Annotated in this window: 12 protein-coding genes; 4 read left to right on the forward strand and 8 right to left on the reverse strand. The window is 55.6% G+C overall.

The features are described from left to right. Window positions 1-75: 75 nt before the first annotated feature. Both RN346_RS14450 and speA read left to right on the forward strand, forming a co-directional pair. On the forward strand, window positions 76-1,035 hold the full coding sequence (locus RN346_RS14450; protein WP_311958668.1) for a homoserine kinase: 960 nt from the start codon (window positions 76-78) through the stop codon (window positions 1,033-1,035). Then, the gene (gene speA / locus RN346_RS14455; protein WP_311961518.1) at window positions 1,035-2,954 is read left to right on the forward strand and encodes a biosynthetic arginine decarboxylase; all 1,920 of its coding nucleotides are present in this window, start codon (window positions 1,035-1,037) and stop codon (window positions 2,952-2,954) included. The genes RN346_RS14450 and speA overlap by 1 nt, the downstream gene beginning before the upstream one ends. 77 nt (window positions 2,955-3,031) lie before the next feature. Here the strand turns inward: speA and RN346_RS14460 are convergent, their stop codons facing one another. The 4 genes from RN346_RS14460 to thpD form a co-directional block, all read right to left on the reverse strand. Further along, window positions 3,032-3,697, reverse strand: a complete 666-nt coding sequence (locus tag RN346_RS14460; protein WP_311958670.1) for a fumarylacetoacetate hydrolase family protein — start codon at window positions 3,695-3,697, stop codon at window positions 3,032-3,034. A gap of 166 nt (window positions 3,698-3,863) precedes the next feature. Next, on the reverse strand, window positions 3,864-4,634 hold the full coding sequence (locus RN346_RS14465; RefSeq protein ID WP_311961519.1) for a Crp/Fnr family transcriptional regulator: 771 nt from the start codon (window positions 4,632-4,634) through the stop codon (window positions 3,864-3,866). 504 nt (window positions 4,635-5,138) lie between these two features. Continuing rightward, window positions 5,139-5,642: a ferritin-like domain-containing protein gene (locus RN346_RS14470; RefSeq protein ID WP_311961520.1), complete on the reverse strand. Its 504-nt coding sequence runs from the start codon at window positions 5,640-5,642 to the stop codon at window positions 5,139-5,141. Window positions 5,643-6,015: 373 nt separating this feature from the next. After that, entirely contained in the window at window positions 6,016-7,002 is a 987-nt protein-coding gene (thpD, locus tag RN346_RS14475; protein ID WP_311961521.1) for an ectoine hydroxylase, read from the reverse strand. Window positions 7,003-7,714: 712 nt separating this feature from the next. Between thpD and RN346_RS14480 the strand changes: the two genes are divergently transcribed. Both RN346_RS14480 and RN346_RS14485 read left to right on the forward strand, forming a co-directional pair. Next, window positions 7,715-9,667, forward strand: a complete 1,953-nt coding sequence (locus RN346_RS14480) for a nitrate- and nitrite sensing domain-containing protein (RefSeq protein WP_311961522.1) — start codon at window positions 7,715-7,717, stop codon at window positions 9,665-9,667. 211 nt (window positions 9,668-9,878) lie between these two features. Next, the gene (locus RN346_RS14485; RefSeq protein WP_311961523.1) at window positions 9,879-11,357 is read left to right on the forward strand and encodes a flagellin; all 1,479 of its coding nucleotides are present in this window, start codon (window positions 9,879-9,881) and stop codon (window positions 11,355-11,357) included. Window positions 11,358-11,683: 326 nt separating this feature from the next. On the opposite strand, the gene RN346_RS14490 is transcribed toward RN346_RS14485, so the two are convergent. From RN346_RS14490 to neuB, 4 genes are read right to left on the reverse strand one after another with little or no spacing between them, the layout of a single operon-like run. Beyond that, window positions 11,684-12,388, reverse strand: coding sequence for an acylneuraminate cytidylyltransferase family protein (locus RN346_RS14490; RefSeq protein WP_311961524.1), 705 nt, complete (start codon window positions 12,386-12,388; stop codon window positions 11,684-11,686). Next, entirely contained in the window at window positions 12,385-13,437 is a 1,053-nt protein-coding gene (locus RN346_RS14495; RefSeq protein ID WP_263586117.1) for a nucleotidyltransferase family protein, read from the reverse strand. Before RN346_RS14495 ends, RN346_RS14490 begins: the two co-directional genes overlap by 4 nt. Window positions 13,438-13,465: 28 nt before the next feature. Further along, complete coding sequence (locus RN346_RS14500; protein WP_311961525.1) at window positions 13,466-14,113, reverse strand: acetyltransferase; 648 nt, start codon at window positions 14,111-14,113, stop codon at window positions 13,466-13,468. After that, the gene (gene neuB, locus RN346_RS14505) at window positions 14,110-15,183 is read right to left on the reverse strand and encodes an N-acetylneuraminate synthase (protein WP_311958678.1); all 1,074 of its coding nucleotides are present in this window, start codon (window positions 15,181-15,183) and stop codon (window positions 14,110-14,112) included. The genes RN346_RS14500 and neuB overlap by 4 nt, the downstream gene beginning before the upstream one ends. Window positions 15,184-15,188: the final 5 nt, after the last annotated feature.

Below are 15,188 nucleotides of genomic sequence, written 5' to 3' on the forward strand. Positions count from 1 at the left end.
TGAAATCGTCTTAACGCTGCCAAGTGGCGCGCTGACTCGCTACAATGGGCGCTCAAAAATTCGGGCGAGAAAACGATGGCAGTATTCACCCCGCTTGGCGACGCGCAGGTCGCCACCTTTCTGGAAAAATTCGACGCAGGCCGACTCACCGCGCTCAAGGGCGTGGCCGGCGGCACGGAAAACTCGACCTTTTTCGTCACCACCGACCGGCGTGAACTGGTACTGACGCTGTTCGAGCAGGGGGAGCACGAGGAGCTGCCGTTTTTCGTCGAGCTGATGGATTACCTGGACGAGCACCGCATTCCGGTGCCCGGCCCGGTGCACGACCGGGAAGGCATTGCGCTTCAAAGCCTGGCGGGCAAGCCGGCGCTGCTGTTTCCGCGCATGCCGGGCAGCCATCCCGCTCACCCGAACCTGGCCCAGTGCCGGGCGCTGGGCGATGCGCTGGGGCGGCTTCACGTGGTCTCCCAGCACTTTCCCGGACAGCGCCCCAACCCGCGGGATCTTCACTGGCTTCAGGCGGTCCACCACAAGGTGCTGGGATATTTGAGCCCGGAAGATCAAACGCTGATGAAAAACGAGGTCGATGATTTCGAGGCCGCGTTCAATCAATACGGCGAGCTTCCCACCGGCGCGCTGCACGGCGATCTGTTCCGCGATAACACGCTGTTCGAGGGCGATACGCTTGGCGGTATCATCGATCTTTACAACGGCTGCACCGGGGATCTGCTGTTCGACGTCGCCATCGTGATCAACGACTGGGCCACGGACGACGATGGCAGGCTCAATCATGAGCGCTACGACGCCGTGCTCGGCGCCTATCTCGCCCGCCGGGCGTTTGTTGAGGCCGAACGCGCGCTGTGGCCGGTGATGCTGCGCATGACGGCACTTCGCTACTGGCTCTCGCGGCTTTTAGTGGTTTACGTGGACCCGCCGGCCCATGATCTGACGCCCCATGACCCGGAGCGTTTTCGCACCATTTTGAAGGCGCGCATCGCACACGGTGCGCTGCCGCTACCCGAGGTGACTGCTTAATGAGTGAATCGCTGACCGTAACGAATGCCGCCCAGCGCGCCCGCCGTACCTGGAACATCGATCAGTGGGGGAGCGGCTACTTCGACGTCAACGACCAGGGCCAGGCGCTGGTAAGGCCGCTGGGCAGCGACACCGACGGGCCGGTGTTGCCGCTCAACGCGCTGGCCCGCGAGCTTCAGGCCGCGGGGTTGCGCCTGCCGGTGCTGGTGCGGTTCAGCGACATTCTTCATGACCGGGTCGAGCAGCTTTGCAGCGCCTTCGACGGCGCCATGCAGGAAGCCGACTACGCCGGCGGCTACACCGCGGTTTACCCGATCAAGGTGAACCAGCAGCGCCGCGTGGTCGAAGAGATTCTCGCCACCGCCGAGCGCGGCAGCGGACGCGTGGGGCTCGAAGCGGGAAGCAAACCGGAGCTTCTGGCCGTGCTGGCGCTTTCCGACGCCGGTTCGTCTCTGATCGTGTGCAACGGCTACAAGGACCGCGAGTACGTGCGTCTGGCGCTTCTGGGCGAGAAGCTGGGTCACAAGGTGTATCTGGTGGTCGAGAAGCTCTCCGAGCTTTCGATGATTCTCGAGGAGGCGCGCGAGCTCGAGGTGACCCCGCGCATCGGCCTGCGCGCCCGGCTCGCCTCGGTAGGCAAGGGCAAATGGCAAAATACGGGTGGCGAGAAGTCGAAGTTCGGCCTTACCGCCAGTCAGATTCTCGAGGTCGTGGAAACGCTCAAAAGCCAGAACGCGCTGGAGAGCCTGCAGCTGGTGCATTTTCACCTCGGCTCGCAGATCGCCAACATTCGCGATATCCAGCGCGGGCTGCGCGAGTGCGCCCGCTTCTACCAGAACCTGGTGGCGCTCGGCGCGCCGGTCGATACGGTCGACGTCGGTGGGGGGCTGGGCATCGACTACGAAGGCACCCGCTCCAGAAGCGACTGCTCGGTCAACTACTCGATGCGCGAGTACGCCCGCAACGTGGTCAACGCCTTCGCTCAGCTTTGCCAGGAAGCGGATCTGCCCGCCCCGCACCTGATCAGCGAATCCGGCCGAGCGCTGACCGCCCACCACGCGGTCCTGATCACCAACGTGATCGGCGAGGAGCGCATCGACGACACGCCGCCGGCGCGCGATGACACCGACGACCCGCAGGTCGAGGCGCTGTGGCGGGTGTTCGACCAGTTGGAGGAGACCCAGGAGCCGCGGGTGCTGGTCGAGGCGTGGCACGACGTGCTGCAGGCAGTCAGCGAGCTTCATGAGCGCTTCGTGCTGGGGCTTTCCAACATCGACGCCCGCGCCCAGGGCGAGCGGCTCTACATGGCCGCCTGCGCGCGGCTTAAGGGCCAGCTGGACAGCCGCAACCGCGCCCACCGCGAGATTCTCGACGAGCTGGCCGAAAAGCTCGCCGACAAGCTGTTCGTCAACTTCTCGCTGTTTCAGTCGGTGCCGGACGTGTGGGGCATCGAGCAGATTTTCCCGGTGCTGCCGCTGACCGGGCTCGACGCCCCGCCCACCCGGCGCGCGGTGATTCAGGACATCACCTGCGACTCCGACGGGCGTATCGACAGCTACGTCGACGGCCAGGGCGTGGAGAGCACCCTGCCGCTGCCCGAATGGCCGGATGACAACGAGCGCTGGCTGGGCTTTTTCCTCGTCGGCGCCTACCAGGAGATTCTTGGCGACCTGCACAACCTCTTCGGCGACACCGACTCCGTGGATGCGGCGCTCAACGAGCGCGGCGAGTGGGTCTTCTCCAACCCCCAGGCCGGCGACACGGTGGCCAACGTGCTGGGCTACGTCAATTTCGACGCTCGCGTGCTGCAGCGCAAGCTGTTCGACCAACTCACCAAAAGCGGCTTTTCAGAAGCGGAGCAGGCGCGCTTCGCGGCGAGCCTCAACGAGGGGCTCGAGGGCTACACCTACCTCGAGTAGCGCCGCTCAAGGCGCGCTGCATGAAACAGAAAAGGGCCGCCGGCACTCAGCCGGCGGCCCTTTTTACGTTTGAGCGGTTATTCGACGACGGAGGTGCTCACCTCGAGCCCACCGGTCAGCGTCAGTTTGAGCGCCGCGCCGCGGGGCAGCTCGCCGACGCCGGCGGGCGTGCCGGTCAGCACGACGTCTCCCGGTTCGAGGGTGAAGTGGCGGCTCATTTCCGCCACCAGCGTCGGGATCGCAAACAGCATGTCGGAGCCTTCACCGAACTGGCGCTGCTCGCCGTTGATCTCGAGCGTAAAGGTCAGCGCGTTCCAGTTGGGCACCTGGCTTAGCGGCAAGAACGCCGAGAGCGGGCAGGCGCCGTCGAAGGCCTTGGCGATCTCCCAGGGGTGGCCCTTCTCCTTGAGTTTGGTCTGCACGTCGCGCAGGGTGAGATCGAGCGCCAGGCCAATCCCGACCACGGCGCGCTCGGCCTGCTCATGGGTCGCGTGGGTCAGCGACTCGCCGATCAAAAGCGCAAGCTCGGTTTCAAAATGCACCTCGCCGCGCGAGAAGGGAGGCTCCAGAGGCAAAGTGATGTCCACCGCGCTGGTCGCCGGCTTGATGAACAAAAGCGGCTCCGAGGGTACCGGGTTATCGAGTTCTTTAGCGTGGTCGGCGTAGTTGCGGCCAACACACACGATTTTACCCAGCGCGTGGGAAAACTCCTGGCCATCGGTAAACCGGGTAACAAAACGCATGGCGGGTACTCTCCTTCTCGTTATACGTGCCGGGACAGGCGCACTAGTCTACCCCACCCGAGCACCGGCACAACAACCCGCCCTGCTTTTTTACCGGCCATCGTTTTACCGGCTGCCTGCAAGTCAAACGCGGCTATCCGCTTGCCCATGACGCCGATCAGGCGGCTCAGTTCATGTAGACGTGCCCGTACATCAGCTGCTCGTCGAAGCCAGTTTGCTCTTTCAATCGCTCGGGCTCGAGCAGCTTGACGACGGTGCGGCTTTTGCGGATCAGCTTTTTTTGCTCGAGCGCAGTCATGCAGCGGCTAACATGGACGCTGGTCATGCCTAAAAGCTCGCCGATCACTTCCTGGGTAATGGGCAGCGAGAAGAAATCGGCATCGTCGTCCTGCTTGAAACGGTAGCGCGCGTAGACTTCGAGCAGATAGTGGGCAACGCGCTCCTCTGCCTTGTGGTGGGTGCAGCTTCTTAGCCGCGCAATGGCGATGTTGTCGTTCACCATGACATAAGAAACGATCGCCTTTCTTATGTCATCGTGCGCCTCGAATAACTCGTGCAGGTCCTCGGCCGCCACTCTTTCCAGCTCGCAGTGCTGTAGCGCCAGAATGGCCACGTCCTGATGGTCAAAAAAGCTTTCACGCAGACCCACGATATCGCCGGGCATATAGACGTTGCCGATATCCTGCCCGTAGTTTTTCACCGAGTGGCAAATGCCCACCCACCCCTTCTTCACGACAAAAAGGCGAGGCTTGCCTTCCTGCAGAAAAAAGAGCTTCTGATGTCTTCGCAGTGTGATGGTTTTTACACCGACGCCGCCCAACAGGCTCTGCGACAACGCGCCGATAGGGCCGTAAAGTCCCAGCGTGTTGGCGAGCGTAATGCGCGCATCCTTGGCACCGCGACCGTTGAGTAGCGGCGTAGAGCTACCTGCTTCCATTAAATCCTTTCCATCAACATTCTGCTTGCTGCGTACTAACGAAGGCCTACATAACCCAGGGCACCCAGCTTAGCGCCGATGATTCGAGCGCCTGAGCACGACTAAAGTCGATAAAACAACGAGCGCAGTACACTGCCTCATTGCGAGAAACGGCACACCTTTAAACCCGATAAATTTAACAAGGGTTAAATAACTGACGATTATTCAGGTGGTCGAGGGCCGTAAATTCGTTTTAAACCAGGCAGATGATAATTGAACATCAGAGATTTTTTGTCAAAGAATAAAGCTATTAAAAATAATAACTTATGTTATTGAAAGAAAACCCTTGTTTAAAAGCCCTCTATCGAGACCTGAAAAAGAATATAAAAAAGGACACTTTTAAAACTTCCATTTAAATAGTGGCTCAACAAACCCTACAATATGAAAGTCTTTAACTAAAAGTTAAAAACCAAACCCCGGTTTAAGGCCGGGGTTTGATAAAAAGGGAATTATTGAAAACTCACATTACTCGGTAGAGTTCGGTACATCGTCTTGAGAGCGCTCCAAAAAGACGCGCGTTGTTTCATCGAAGTGCTCCTTGAGCCATTTTGCCATGGCCACTTCCTCCTCGAGGCTTTCGCGGCAAATTTGTGAGATTTCCGCCTGTTTCGCGTGATCCGCCGCCTTGACGATCGCCTTGTAGCTGGCGATTTCAAAGTGCTCGAACGCATAGGCGGCGATACTGCATTTGACGACGTCTTCGTCCTCCATGGTAGCGCTTAGAATTTGGCTTGATACGGCAGGTGGCGCGCCGACATCCTTGATCGTTGCTTCATCGGTACCCAGAAGTCCCATGCAGTGCTCGAGTTTCTTTATCTGGCCTTTGGTTTCGGCAAGATGCTCTTTGAGACGCTTTTGCAGAATCGGATAGCGTTCGAGCCGTTGAATTCGGGCGCCGAGCATCTGCTCGGCCTCTATTTCCATGGCGTGCGCGTCACGCAGCCAGTCCAACAGGTGTTTGCTTTCCATGACGACCTCTCGTCTTGAACCGAGGCTGCCAGCACGTCCCTGCTCTGGCAGAGGTTGACTGCTCATCCCGGAGCACACTCGGCCGACAGCGTCTGAAAGACTCCGCTTTCACACCGCGACCTCTCTTTTCCCTAAGAAGTGGTTAAAGCAGTTATCGGCTCGCCTGTGTGACCGAGCAAGTGCTCGCCAAAGGAACAAGGAGCCGTTCACTTCATCATAGGCGGGCTTTACACAACATCAAGACACGTAAAGAGTGTGGATTTCTGAACACATGGCGCGTAATAACAGAAACGCTAAAACGCCGCTCTCATTTACCTGCTGGAAAGCGGCGCTCAATAAAAACGGCCGCCTATCAGGCGGCCTGGTAGAACGATCAATCCGACTGCGGCGACCAGTCCGCATCCGGGCCGTGGGCGAGAAAGCCCGGGCGCTGCTTGGGCGCCGCGAAGGGCTCGCCACAGCGGTTATCAAGACGATTGAACACGAAGAATACGTTGCTGCGCGGGTCTGGCGAGAGGTTCGCGTTGGAGGCGTGCAGCGTGTTGCAATCGAACAATAGCAGCCCGCCGGCCTTGCCCTTCGGCGCTTCGATGCCGTGCTTGGCCACCAACTCACTAAGTGCTTCGGCGCTTGGCACGCCCACTTCCTGGGCTTTCAGCGAGCTCTTGTGGTTATCCTTCGGCGTTTCGCCCAGACACGGAACGAACTCCTTGTGCGAACCGGGGATGAGCATCAGCGGCCCATTGAACTCATGGTTATCGGTCAAAATCAGCGAAGCGCTGACGGCGTCCATCCGCGGCATGCCGTCTTCGGCGTGCCAGGTCTCAAAATCCGAATGCCAGTTGAACCCCTTTCCAGCAAAGCCCGGCTTGTAGTTGATGCGCGACTGGTGAATGTAGGGGTCGTCGCCAATGATCTGACGCGCCGCACCGGCCACACGGTCGTCCGAGGCGAGCGCGCCCAGGCGTTCGGAGAGCTTGTGGACAGCGAACAGCGAGCGAATTTCGTTGCTTTCGGGCTCGGTGATGCTGAACTCGCGGTTGCGAAACTCATCCCGATTCATCAGCTCGGTAATATCATCGCAAAGCTCCTCGAGCTCGTCGCCGCTGATCAGGTTGGGAATGAACAAAAAACCCTTACGCTCGAACTCTTCAAGCTGCGCTTTCGATAGCGGCCCATCGAGCTTGCCCCCTTTCACCACCGCATCCTGTCGGGGCTGGGTCAGCGAGGCCGGCGCCTCGGCCAGGCGTGTCGGGTAAAGGTCCTGCGCACTCGTCGTTTGCGTAGAGAGCGTATCGCCGAGTTCACTGAACTGTTTATGGGCGGTCACAACATTAAGCGGTGTGTTGGTGACTGTCATCTAATCCACTCCTTGTATGATTAAACTTCAGATCGATCAATAGCGCTTTATAAGCACCATAAATGTGTAGTGGTAAGGTAGCCGATATAAAAGGGCTTGCAACCCATAAGCAGCCTCCCTATAACGCACGTTATGATCACAACGCCAACCTGCTCATTTGCCCGACTTTGATGCAAGAAAACCGCCTTACTAGCAACTTTTACGGCTATTTAGCTGCCATTCGCGCCTATTTAACTTCTCAACCTCAGTAAGCCCGGATTAAAATCAGCCCATCTTGAAGCGCTAAGACATTTATAAATCAACAAATTCATCAAACGGTATAAAAAACAAACAACATGGATTAAAAAGCTTCCTTTAATTATTAACTTTTGATAGATAAAAATTAAGCTTGCCGTTTTATTACGCTTCGCCGAAAAGACGTTTTTTATCCTTACGTCGGGCAGACTTGCCGTCGGGTTCGTCACTATTGATGCGGCGGTAGCCACCGGATTTGAATCATGTAAGCAGCCTTATGACTGTTGATCTCAACCATCTCGGCCCTTGGATTCATGGCCCAAGAGGAATCAAACGTTTGATTCAGGAGCCTTCTATTTAAATTGAATTATTTTGCTCAATTTCGTCGCTCGGGCGCCGATAGAATATCAATCCTTGGATTAGTCGTGGTTAACCCCGGGGAGTGACCAGATTCCGCCAACGCGCAAGAGATCGACCAATGCTCAAGGCATTACACCGTATCCCCATGGGACGCAAATTCATGCTCGTGCTGTTTCTCCCGCTGCTCACGATGGTGTGGCTGGCGGCCTCCGGCATTCTGGAGCGTAGCGAGATGGCCGCAAGGATGAATGCGCTGCAAAGAATGACCACCCTGAGCCAGCACGCCGGCGAACTGGTGCACGAGCTTCAACGCGAACGCGGCATGTCGGCCGCCTTTTTAGGCAGCAGTGGGCAGAACTTTCGCGTAGAGCTTCCCGAGCAGCGCCGCCAGACCGATCAGGAGCTCGATCAACTCGAGACCTATCTGGCGGATTTCACGTTTACCGACGCCGATGCCGCGCTTAGAGCACAGGTGACGCAAGCCGAGCAGCAGCTAAGCGAACTCGCTACCGTACGCCAGCAGATCGATCGGCTGGGCGTGAGCGGCGAGCAGTCGACCACTTACTACTCGGGGATCAACGCGCTAATGATCGATATCGTTAGCCGCCTGACGTTCAGTGTGGAGCAGGGTGAAATCGTTCGTCAGCTTAACGCCAACTACCACCTGCTCAACGTGAAAGAGCTCGCCGGTATCGAGCGCGCGGTACTGACGACCGCTTTTAGTACCGATGTGCTCTCCCCTGCCGCTTATAGCAACTTTCTCTCGCTGGCGGGCCGCTCGAGCGCCTATCTTCGCAGTTTCGACATGCTCGCAACGCCAGACCTTGCGCAGCGGCTGGCCGAGGTCCGTCAAAGCCCGCTGGCGGACAACTTGGCCGCTATGCGCCAGATCGCCATGGAGCGCGGCGTCGCCGGTGGCTTCGGCGTCAACCACCAGAGCTGGTTCGACCAGCAAACCCAATTCATCGACCAGCTCAACGGGGTGGCCCAACAAGCCTCGAACCAGCTGCTCGATACGGCGCAGCGGCTGCACAGCGAAGCGATCCGAGGATTGATCATCTATCTGGTCGCTTCTATCACCGCCACGCTGTTGGCACTGCTGCTGGCGTTTTTGATCGTGCGCAGCATTACTCGCCCGCTTCAGGCCGCGCTCGACAGCATTCGCAATCGTGGCGGCGATCTCACCCAGCGCCTGGCGGTGCCGGGAAGCGACGAACTCTCGACGCTCTACCTGGCCTTCAACGACTCGACGGCCAACACCGAGGAGCTGGTCGCCAGCATCAAGCAGAGCGCGCTTTCCGTGGAGCTTGCCAGCAAGGAGATCGCCAAGGGCAATGCCGACCTTGCTCAGCGCACCGAGGAGCAGTCATCCTCGCTGGTACAAACCGCCTCGAGCATGGAGCAGATCACCGCCAACGTCAGGCAGAGTGCCGACACCGCTCAGCAGGCACGCCTCTCTACCCAGGACATGGCCGACCAGGCCAATGAGGCAAGCCTTGTCTCGCAGCAGGCGCGTACGGCCATGGAGCAGATCCACCAGGCCAACCAGAAAGTCACCGCCATTGTGGAAGCAATCGACAATATCGCCTTTCAGACCAATATCCTTGCGCTCAACGCCTCCGTGGAAGCCGCGCGCGCCGGCGAACAGGGCCGCGGATTCGCGGTGGTGGCGTCTGAAGTGCGCAACCTGGCCAGCCGCAGCGCCGACGAGGCCCGCCAGATTCGCCAACTTATCGATAACAACGTCGAGAGCATCACCCAGGGCTCGGGCCTAGTGAACGCCACCAGCGAAGCGCTGACCTCCATTGCCGAGCGCGCCCAGCACACCGCCGCGCTGGTCACCGAGATATCCGCCGCCTCGAACGAGCAGTCCTCGGGGATCGAGCAGATCAACCAGGCACTGGCCCAACTTGATGAGGTCACCCAGCAAAACGCCGCGCTGGTCGAGGAAGTGGCGACCGCCAGCGGATCGCTGGATGATCAGGCGGTGGATATGGCGGGGATGGTGGGGCGGTTCAAGGTGACTGAAAAGGAATATACGCCGGTATTGGCCCACAGTAGCTCGTGGTAAGCGCCTATGGTCCATGAAGTGAGAAATTGGAGGGCAATGCTGTCGTTAATGAACGATATCAAACGCAGTAATAACAATATAATAGAGAGCGAAAGCTCCAAGCGGGGTCGCATGGAGCGTCATTACTACCAAGGTAACAAACGGTACAACAACGATTTTTTGGAGAGCGGTTTCGTAATCCAGAGTTAGAAGCAACCGGAGCAGCTACTCCATGATGGGCATCAGGACCAATATGACGAGTCTTGCGTTACAACAGAATCGAGTTACGGCTCGAAATTCTGCTCAAACAGCAATACAACGTCTATCATCCGGTTTGCGTATCAACAGCTCCAAGAATGATGCTGCGGGACGTGCGATCGCCAACAAAATGGAAAGTAGTATTAGAGCCAACGCGCAATCGCAGCGAGGCATGAATGATGGCATCAGCCTGATACAAACGGCCGAAAGCGGCCTGAACAGTATTAATAACCTGCTACACCGCGCCAATCGTTTAGCGGTACAGGCCGCGTCGGAAACGCTATCCAGTAATGACCGTTCGGCGATCAATGGCGAGTACATGCAGCTGCGAGACGAAATTGACCGCATCGCCAATGCTACAGAAGCGTTTGGCAAAATGCCCTTGGCACCGGCTGAGCCGGGGCCCGCCCCTGCTCGATTGGGAAATACTGAGCATATTACGGTCAAACTGGATGACAAGTTAAAGAACTTTACATCAGGAATCGTACCGACTGCCTACATTCCAGCGGGTGCCACCCAAGTGCGTATCGATATGAACTCCCTTAGAGTTGATGACGATATGCAGCTTTTTACACTTGATGGCAAGCATCTGGTAGGAACCCCCGTCATTGGTTCGGATAATAGCCCGACCGACTATGTGTGGTCGTCACGCAATATCAATGATGCCGACTCAGCGGATAAACTGATGACCGAAGAAAACGGTCTTTTACCCGGTGCGGCCTACGATGCCTCAGTATTTAAGGATGCGACAGGTCAGTATAGTATCGACAACCCGCCCGTCGATTTTGAATATAACGGCATGAGAATTACCTATAGCGGTGATCGAGATCGAGCGTTCGCACTAGAGGAGGGCACTGATTTCAATAGCGGCAGCATTGACAACGTTACACCCTCTGAGACGTTTGAAGTCATTACTATCGATAAAACAACTGAGCCCTTGATGCTATTGGTAGTAGGACGCGGCATATTTTATGCCAAAGCGACTTGGGATGAGATGCCTGTCGAATGGGTTGATCCAGAGCCCAGCTCAGCGCCAACTAGCCAGTCAACTACTATTGTTACCAGCGCTGATTATGGAAATGATCTTGAAACCATGACGATCGAAGCGACTCCTTCTGACCATCGATCGCTAGGCCTGGAAGAAGTATCGCTGGATACGGCTGGGAACGCCCAAGATGCAATCTCTTATTTTCAATCCGCGCTACAAACAATTGGCTATTATCGGGGATATTACGGCGCGACACAAAATAGACTGGAAAGCGCAGTTACCGGAAGTGAAAACCAAACCGCTGATCTATATACCGCGCAATCTCGTATCATGGATGCAGACTACGCGCTGGAGAGCAGCCGTTTGGTTAAAAGCCAAATTTTACAACGAGCTGGTGATGCTCTTTTGGCTCAGGCAAACCAGTCATCGCAAAACGTTTTAAAATTATTAAACCTTACCCGCTAACAGTTTACTCTTTGAAAAAACCCAAACATCATGCCTCATTGCCCCTCAAATAGCGGAGCTTAGTAGTCTTCCGTTCAAATTTATTGGAAACTTCATCTGAATCCACGTATCAAGACTCGCAAGCAACTGAAAATTTCATAGTGTATGATTGCGCGTCACTAAACGCTTCATTAGAAGCTTTTATAATCCAAAAACTGGTAGACAAATCTCTAAACACAAGCCAACCCTCCCTACTCAACAAGTATTACTTCCAGAACACACTAGCAATTCAAGAACGATCAAGACACTCGAAAAACACTGATAAATGCTATTTTTTTTATCACACTCTATAAATAATTTAAAAAAAACTCGCACTGTTTAAAGTCAAAAATATCGTCGATATCCAGCGACCCTCTCTTATCCATCATGAATACTTTTGCACTACTGGTTACCAGCTGACGCTGCTCTTTAAGAGTGTATGGAGTCACTATATAAATAGCACCATTCAATCGATATTCCTTTTCGGCCTCCTGAGAACGTGAAACTGAAAGATCAATTCCCACAAGTCCCAAATTTTCATCAACCTTGCCACACCAAGCGGTGGGGTGGTCTACCTCACAAACCGATACAATATTGTCAGCCCGCATCTCAACAAACAGCCGAACAGCCCCTTCGATATCGCTTACTGTCCTCAAAGGAGATGTTGGCTGAAGTAAAACAACACGCTCGGGCCAAACTCCTCGCGCTTCCATCTCGATTAAAGCATGAATAACAACATCGACGCTTTTAGCCGTATCGGTAGCGAGTTCTATTGGTCGCTGGATAATTTCAACTCGGGGGCTCTGATAAGCCTTGGCAATCGAGATAACTTCTTCATCATCAGACGTCACTACCACCAGATCTACCAATTGTGTTTTTAAAGCCTCATCAATCGACCAGTTTATTAACGGTTTCCCTGCCAAAGCGAGCACGTTTTTTCGTGGAAGCCGCTTACTATCTTTACGTGCAGGAATGATGGCCAGCGTACCTATGCGCTTTATCTCTTCTCTCATTGTAGGCTACCGGCTATATCCTTTTGAGCACGCGCAAATTCCTCCATACGTCCAATATCTAACCAGTATTCATGGATAGGGAACATATTGACCTTGCGTTGAGCCGCTATTTCATTTTCAAGTACCGTTGGCATGTCAATATGGTGGTCTGGCGCCGCTCGATGAACGAGTTCAGGATCAAGCAAATAGATTCCTGCATTCACGAAATAACGTTGCAGCGGCTTTTCTACCATGGACGTAATATGGTGCCCTTTACCCTGGATGACACCATAGGGAATCTGATGCTCATACTCACGCACACACATCGTCGCACTTGCGGGATGCGAGTTATGAAACTGCAAGAGACTTTCAAAGTTAAGTGTGGTGAGCAGATCACCATTCATCAAGAAAAGTGGCTGGTCTATTTCTGTCTTGGGCAAGAGCCCCAAGGCGCCTCCCGTTCCAAGAGGCCTCTCTTCATGTATATATTGAATTGATACTCCCCAAGAACGGCCATCGCCGAAATGTGCGCGAATCATTTCGGGCATGTAATGGGTCGAAATATAAAAGCGGTGAAAGCCAGCCTTGATAAAGCTTTCGACAATTATTTGAAGAATAGGCTTATCTCCTACCTTTAGCATCGGTTTGGGACAATCGTTGGTCAAGGGCCGCAAGCGTGTGCCAAATCCGCCCGCCATGAGAAAAACAGGATTGCTATAAGTTGAAGGGTTTAATAAGTCATGCAGACTTTCCAGCCCAATGAGGCGCTGATGATCGTCAACAATCGGCAGCTGCAGAAGTTGCCCCTGCTCCATTACATGAAGGAGCCGTTCACGGCTCCAGTTCAGCGTTGCCACTTTAGGGCGAGGATTCATGGCATCATCCACCGCCGACTCGAGCGGCCTATGGCTGATCAAGGCACGGCGCAGATCGCCATCGGTGAGTGTTCCCAGCAGCTTTCGCTGCTCATCGACCACCAGCACAATGCGCAGGGCGGCGCTATCCAATACCTTGATCGCGTCGCTCAAGCTTGTGCCACTGTTGACTAACGCTTTTTCCCACTTTTTCATTAACGACTGTGCCTCCATCCATTATTTGTTATAAGGGGGTTGGCGAACGCGGTGCCTGACCGATGAGTTGATGATACTCGGGCAGGTCGTGCAGCACCGTTGTCCCCGCGCCGATGATGGCGCCGGTACCGATAGTGACTCCCTGAATGATCGTGACATTAGGGCCTACATGAACGTTATCCGCGATCCTGATACCTCCCGAGAGCACAGCGCCAGGGGCGATATGTACATGCCTACCCAGTTGGCAGTCATGATCGATATGCGCAGCCGTATTGACCAGGGTGCCCTCTCCAATTTGCACGTCGGCTTGGACTACACACCCGGCCATGACTTGGGCGCCGCGGCCCAGAATTGCGCTTTCAGAAAGCACGGCACTGGGATGAACCAGGGTCGCGAAGCGGTAACCTAGAGCAATGATTCGCTCGTGCAGGTTGTGGCGCGTGGACTGGCCGGGCAAACTTCCAACCCCGTTGGCGAGTTCTACCGTGTCAGCTACATGGCTTAACAAGTCGTTATCACCACCCAGTACAGGAATTCCTCGCCATAGGCCACCCGGTTTGTGCTCCAGTATTGGGTCGCATACGCCGATAACGGTGCGCCCAGTGAATCGTAAAAGATCAAGGACTACCTTGGCGTGTCCACCGGCTCCCAAAAGAATAACAGGAGGAGCATTCACAACATTTCACCCGCTCGATAATCGCGGATCGCTTGTTTGCCCAGATAATCCCAGTAGAGGTAGGCAGGCTCGCCCCGGCCAGCTCTGGCAGTGGTCATGTTGTCCGGGGTGAATGTCTCCCCATGTTTGATCGGTCGCCGAGCTATTAACTGCTGGCGTGCGGCATCACGCGTTTGCCATTCGCTTGGCTGAGGTGCCTTATACCCATCGCCCAGCGCGAGACTTACCTGGCGAATGGCATCGACCATACGGGCGAGTTCATTGGGTTCCAGGGACGCCTTATGATCCGGCCCCGGTAACTGGCGGTCTAGAGTAAAATGCTTTTCAATAATGGTGGCTTCTCGAGCGGTGGCGGCAACCGGGATTAGTAAATCCTGGGTATGATCGGAGTAACCCACCGGCAGGCCAAAAACACTGAAAAGAGTATCCATAGCTCTTAAATTAACTTCCGCCATGGGGGTCGGATATTGCGAGGTGCAGTGCAGAAGGCTGACCCTATCCGATAGCACTTCGCGTGCTACTTGCTCACTCCAGTTTCGCCAGACCTCCGTCATGTCTTGTGGCGGCTGGTCATTGCGAATGGCGTGACTGATGATCGCCAGCGCCTGCTCAACCTCCGACAGCGATGCCATGCCTGTAGAAACGACGAGTGGCTTTCCGGTATTAGCAAAAGCCCACAGCAGCGGCGCATTGGTGATTTCCCCTGAGGGAACCTTATAGAAAGGTAGCTTCAGCGTTTCCAGAAACGCAAGGCTCTGCAGGTCAAATGCGGTCGACAGAAACTCGATTCCGCGCTGATGCGCATGGTGTTGGAGCGGCTTGTGCCACTCCATGGGCAGCTCCAACGCCTGCAGCATGACAAGCTGGCTCTCGCCGACATCGGTGGTCTGCTGCTGGTAAGCGGCTTTAGGTGCCGAACCAGCGGCCAGCCGCTTTGCGTTAAAGGTCTGAAACTTTACGGCGTCGGCACCAGAGGCGGCGGCGGCATCTACGAGGTCGAAAGCACGCTGGCGGTCGCCATTATGGTTAACGCCAGCTTCGGCAATGATGAATACCTTATCGGATATCAAAACGG

Origin of the sequence: Halomonas sp. PAMB 3232 (assembly GCF_031954225.1) — a bacterium.
Taxonomy (GTDB): Bacteria; Pseudomonadota; Gammaproteobacteria; order Pseudomonadales; family Halomonadaceae; genus Vreelandella.